Below are 412 nucleotides of genomic sequence, written 5' to 3'. Positions count from 1 at the left end.
CGACGACTGCGTCTCTGATTTTCATACCCAATCCTTCTTTCTGTCCACCAGTTGCTCAAAGGTACGCAGCCTACTGAAAGAAGGCAATCAGCAGCAACTCGCCAATGCTGCCATTCGTCCATGCCGCAGCATTAGTCGAAGAGGGCTCGAAGCTGCCTTGCGGCAGTGCAGCGAACCCGGCGGGTTGCCCCGCCGGGCCCGAGGTGGAGACCCCGTTCCTCAGAACGGGATCTCGTCGTCGCGGTCGACCAGCTCGGGGTTTTCGTTCTCGGCCGACTTCGGGCGGCTCAGGAAGTCGACCTTCTCGGCGATGATCTCGCAGCCGTAGCGGTCGTTGCCCATGCTGTCGATCCACTTGCTGTAGTGGATGCGGCCGTGGACGAGGACCTTCATGCCCTTTTCGCAATGCTCG

The 412-nt window shown here is 60.4% G+C and carries 1 protein-coding gene; it reads right to left on the bottom strand.

The window, feature by feature from the left end; genetic code table 11:
• Positions 1–219 precede the first annotated feature (219 nt).
• On the bottom strand, positions 220–412 hold a 193-nt coding region (locus FLO80_RS22305), incomplete at its 5' end, for a single-stranded DNA-binding protein (protein ID WP_149187162.1).

The sequence above is a fragment of the Aquicoccus porphyridii genome, from assembly GCF_008369105.1.
In the GTDB taxonomy this organism is placed as follows: Bacteria; Pseudomonadota; Alphaproteobacteria; order Rhodobacterales; family Rhodobacteraceae; genus Aquicoccus; species Aquicoccus porphyridii.
This window is presented reverse-complemented; position numbering and strand designations above follow the sequence as displayed.